The 4641-nt window shown below is 72.3% G+C and carries 4 protein-coding genes; 2 read left to right on the top strand and 2 right to left on the bottom strand.

The features are described 5' to 3' along the window. Nucleotides 1-35: 35 nt before the first annotated feature. On the bottom strand, nt 36-1307 hold the full coding sequence (locus C7C46_RS32860) for an acyltransferase family protein (protein ID WP_110673569.1): 1272 nt from the start codon (nt 1305-1307) through the stop codon (nt 36-38). A 190-nt stretch (nt 1308-1497) separates the two neighbouring features. On the opposite strand from C7C46_RS32860, the gene C7C46_RS32865 reads away from it, so the two are divergent. Then, nucleotides 1498-2109: a class I SAM-dependent methyltransferase gene (locus tag C7C46_RS32865; RefSeq protein WP_245985310.1), complete on the top strand. Its 612-nt coding sequence runs from the start codon at nt 1498-1500 to the stop codon at nt 2107-2109. 47 nt (nt 2110-2156) lie between these two features. Here the strand turns inward: C7C46_RS32865 and C7C46_RS32870 are convergent, their stop codons facing one another. Then, complete coding sequence (locus C7C46_RS32870; protein ID WP_110673570.1) at nt 2157-3029, bottom strand: NAD-dependent epimerase/dehydratase family protein; 873 nt, start codon at nt 3027-3029, stop codon at nt 2157-2159. A gap of 905 nt (nt 3030-3934) precedes the next feature. On the opposite strand from C7C46_RS32870, the gene C7C46_RS32875 reads away from it, so the two are divergent. Beyond that, on the top strand, nt 3935-4641 hold a 707-nt coding region (locus C7C46_RS32875; RefSeq protein WP_181442665.1), incomplete at its 3' end, for an ALF repeat-containing protein.

The raw sequence follows: 4641 nt of genomic DNA on the forward strand, positions 1-4641 counted from the left end.
GGGTGACGGCAGCAGCGCCGAAGCCTGGCATCCGCTCAGGGAGCAGGGACGCGCTGCTGCTCCGAGCTCGTCGCAGCCGAGGCGGATCCGGTGCCCGAGGCGACCACCGCGGAGGCGCGGTGCCGGGCCTTGGGCCGGGCCCAACGGCGCATCACGGGGCGCTCCACGAACACCATCAGCAAGCCGCCGAGGGCCAGCGCCAGCAGGAACTCCCCCACCACGATCGCGATGCCGGTCGGCGTCGAGTAGGTGTGACCGTGCATCAGCTTCGTACGGACGTAGACCAGCACGATCAGCTGCGCCAGGTAGAAGCCGAAGGAGACCTCCCCGAGCCACTGCATCACCCGCCCGCGCAGCACCGTCCGGGTGCCCTCGGCATCGGCGCGGGCCACCGCGCAGATCAGCACCGAGATGGGGATGACGGTCATCAGGTTGAGCCCGTACAGGAACGGCACCACCAGCGTCGCCGCGTAGCCGGCCGCGCAGAGTGCCGCCGCCGGGAGGATCCGGATCCGGGGGAACGCACCGGCCAGCACGAGGCGGGCCAGGACCATGCCGATCACGAACTCGAACATCCGCATCGGCGGGAAGAAGTACCCGAACCAGAACTGCCAGACCGTCACGTCGGTGCCGGCGGCGGGCGTGCTGGTCGGCGCCAGGAAGTCGGCGACCAGCTCCACGGCCACCATGCAGGCGACCATCACCGCGGCCAGGCTCCACAGCGCGCGCTGACCGGCCCGCAGCACCGGGCGCAGCAGCAGCGGGAAGAGCAGGTAGAAGAGCAGCTCGCAGCAGAGCGACCAGGACGGGGCGTTGAGGCTCAGGTGGACGGAGGCGGCCGGGAACCAGGAGTGGACCAGCAGCAGGTTCGGCAGCCAGACCCCCAGCGGGATCGCCCCGCTGGTGACCAGGAGCACCGCCAGCACCAGGGTGGCCACGTGGTTCGGGAAGATCTTCAGCAGTCGGCGGCGCCAGAACCCGGTGACCGTGTCCTGCGGCCGGGCCGACCAGGTCAGCACGAACCCGCTCAGCAGGAAGAAGAACGAGACGCCGATCGAGCCCGCCTGGTTGAAGAACCAGCGGTAGCCCTCGGCGACGCCGTGGTCGGCGAACGGGCTCATCGGGATGAACATCAGTGAGGAGTGGAAGACGAAGACCAGCGCGGCGGCGATGAACCGCAGACCGGTCAGCGAAGGGAGCTTGGATCTGCTGGAGAGCGCGGGGGTGGCCGGCACGCGCCCGGTTCTCGCGTCCGGAGCGGATCCGGCGGCGGATCCGGCGGCGGCGACATCGTGATCAGCACTCATCTGCTTCTCCCCGTTCGACTCGATGACTGCGCAAGTCTAGGAACCCGAATCCAGACGCCGGGGAGACGAGTCGAGGAGCTGAAATACCTATTCCAATACTGCGGTGACAAGTCGTCAGGTCGGTGGTCCGCCTACGGACGGATGCGCCCGCCGGTGCGGGCCGGAGACCGCCCCGCTACCCTCTCCCCCCGTGACCCTCGAAGCCGTCCGCGCCTCCTACGACACCGTCGCCGCCGACTACGCCCGCCTGGTGCCGGCGCCGGCCGCCATGGACCCCGTCTCGCGCGGCATGCTCGCCGCCTTCGCGGAGCTGGTGGCGGGTCCGGTGCTGGACGCCGGCTGCGGGCCGGGGAAGGTGACGGCGTACCTGGCGGAGCGCGGGCTGGACGCGGTCGGGGTGGACCTGTCGCCGGAGATGGTGGCGGTGGCGCGGGCGGCGTACCCCGGGGTGCGATTCCGTCAGGGCAGTATGGCCGCGCTGGAACTGCCGGACGGCGGACTCGGCGGCGTGCTGGCCTGGTACAGCACGCACCACACCCCGGCCGAGGGGCTGCCTGCGGTCTACCGCGAGTTCCACCGGGTGCTCGCCCCCGGCGGCTACCTGCTGCTCGGCGGCCACGTCGGCGACGAGGTGCGGTACCCGACCCAGGGGTACGGGCACTCCGTCAGCTACGAGTGGCACCTGATCCCGGCGGACCGTCAGGTGGACCTGCTCGAACAGGCGGGCCTCACCGTGACCGCCCGCCTGCTCCAGGAGTCCCGCCACCTCTGCCTGCTGGCCCGCAAACCCGAGCACCCGTAGTCCCGTAGTCCCGTCGTCCGCTGCCCGGTAGGCCACCGGCCGGCCGCTCACTGCTGGGCGAACCCCGTCCGCCAGCTCGCCCGCCCCGGCCGCCAACCCCGGCCCCGGGCCAGCGCGTTGGACGCGCCGCGGGCCCAGCCCGGTCGCTCGGCCGACGGGGCGGGGACCGGGGCCGGTACCCCGAGCGCTGCCGCCAGCACCGGCAGCCAGTCCCGGGCGGCGGCCGGCTCGTCGTCCACGATGTTCACCGGCCCGCCCGGCCAGTCGAGCGCGGCCAGCACCGCGCCCGCCGCGTCCGCGGTGTGCACGAAGGAGCTGACCGCCCCGTCCGCCTCCGTGCTGCCCAGGAACGGCGCGGCACGGCCGCCGCCCAGCGCCGCGGCCACCGCACCGCCCGGGGCGTACCAGGTGCCGGGCCCGTACAGCAGCCCGTACCGCAGCACCACCGCTCCGGGCAGCTCGGCCGCGCTCTCCTCCAGCGCCCGGACCGCGGCCACCGTCCGGGCCCGCGGCTGCTGCTCGCTCGGATCCAGCTCCACCAGTTCGGAGGCCGGCTCGGCCCCCGGCGCGTACGCCCAGCAGATGGACTGCGCGACGAACCGCGCGACCCCGGCCTCCTTCGCCGCGGCCACCAGGTTCCGGGTGCCCTCGCGGCGCAGGCGCCCGTTGGCAGCGCCGTCCGCGCCGGACAGGTCGGTCAGCTGATGGACCACCACCTCCGGCTCGGCGGCCAGCACCGCGGCCCGCAGCCCTGCCGGGTCCAGGGCGTCGGCCTGCGCCCCGGTCCCACCCAGCGCAGCGACCCGGGCCGCGCCCGCCGCCGTCCGCGAGCTCCCGGTCACCTGGTGCCCGGCCGCCAGCAGCATCGGCACCAGCTGCCGGCCGACCACCCCGGTCGCCCCGGCCACGAAGATCCGCATGACAGTCCGTCCTTCCGCACCCCGTAAGGAGCCTTCCGCGCTTCGAAGATCACTTCCACCCTAGCCAGCGGGCGACCCGTCCTACTGGGCCAATTCGACACCGAGAGAGCGGGTCAATTCGCCGTCCGGCGACCGCGCTTGCCGTGCTCGGGTCCGCCGCAGCTCGCCCATCCATCCGGGACGAGCCCTGGGCCAAAGTTTGATCTGCCTTGAACGAACGCTCAGGCCTTTCTCATGCAGTGGGCAAGTCCTGTGATTCACCCCACCACTGATGGCAGCCGATTGCCGGTTCCCTCTGGCGGATTGTCCGTATCCGACTGGATTTCCCATCCGCCAACCAGCGGGTTGACGCTGCCGCCGGCGCATGTCTGCAACCCCGGGCCCACCCATACTTCTTGCTTATGTGCAATTGACGTATGCGAAATGTCGGCCGTAGCGTCCGCCTGAGCTTCATTCGGCTGACCATGGGGGCGTTGGCGCACCCCTGGCGCGCCGTTCTTTGGGGGAGTCGTCTTGCGCGTGAGCTTGGTGGTACCGGTGCTGGCCGGTCTCCCGTCTCCGACCGCCACGGCGCCGAGCCGGTCGCGCCCCCGGCGGTGGAGGACCTCTCCCCCCGGCGCGGGGACGATCCTCACCGATCAGGGCACCGCGCTCAGGGCACCGCGCTGAAGTCGGGTGACGGACACATCATGCTCGCCGACTGCGCGACGGGTACGGGTCTGGCCCAGCTGTAGGCCGGACCGCGACGCCGATCCTGTGGGACTGCACCCCCGGAGCCGGCAACGAGCGCTTCCAGCTGGGCGCCTGACCAGCTGTTGATCGTGGCCTGCCGCTCCGCCCGCGTGGCTGGAGCGGCAGGCCCTTCTTCTGGTGAACGAACCTTCGGGGATTGGAAATCTGGTTCGATGAAATCGCAAGTGAAAGCACGGGCCGTACGGCTGCGGGTCACCGCAGCCGGCGCCCTGGTGTTCGGCCTGCTGAGCGGGCTGGTCACCGTACCGGCGGCAGCCGCTACGGCGCCGCCGGCCGCGAACGGCGACCGTGCCAAGGTGGTCGCGGCGTGGAAGGGCGGTGGTCCGGCGGTGCGCCGGGCGGCCGAGATCGCGCTGACCGGCGGCAGCGACGACCTTAAGGCGTTCCTGACGGGCGGCGGCCAGGGCGCCGCCGCCGAGGCGGACCTGCGGGCCAGCCTGGAGCAGGCTATGGCCGTCTCCGGTCCGGGCGTGCGGGCCGCCGGTGCGAAGGCGCTGGCCGGTTCGGCCGCCGACGTGCAGGCCTTCCTGAACGGCGGGATGAAGAAGGCCGTCGAGGACGACCAGCGGGTCCGGCTGTCGCAGATCATGGCGACGGGCGGCCCCGGGGTGAAGGCCGCCGCGGCCAAGGCGATGGACGGAACCGTCGACGATGTCACGCGGTTCCTCAACACCGGCCAGTTCAAGGCCCGGGACGACGACGACCGGGTCCACCTGAGCCAGCTGATGGCCACCGGCGGCCCGGAGGTGAAGAAGGCCGCGAGTGCGGCCCTGAACGGATCCGCGGACGATGTGCGGGAGTTCCTGCGGGCCGGGTGGCAGGTGGCCGCTTCGCGCGACCAGGAGACGCTGACCGTCGC

Source organism: Streptomyces tateyamensis (genome assembly GCF_003205575.1).
GTDB lineage: Bacteria > Actinomycetota > Actinomycetes > Streptomycetales > Streptomycetaceae > Kitasatospora > Kitasatospora tateyamensis.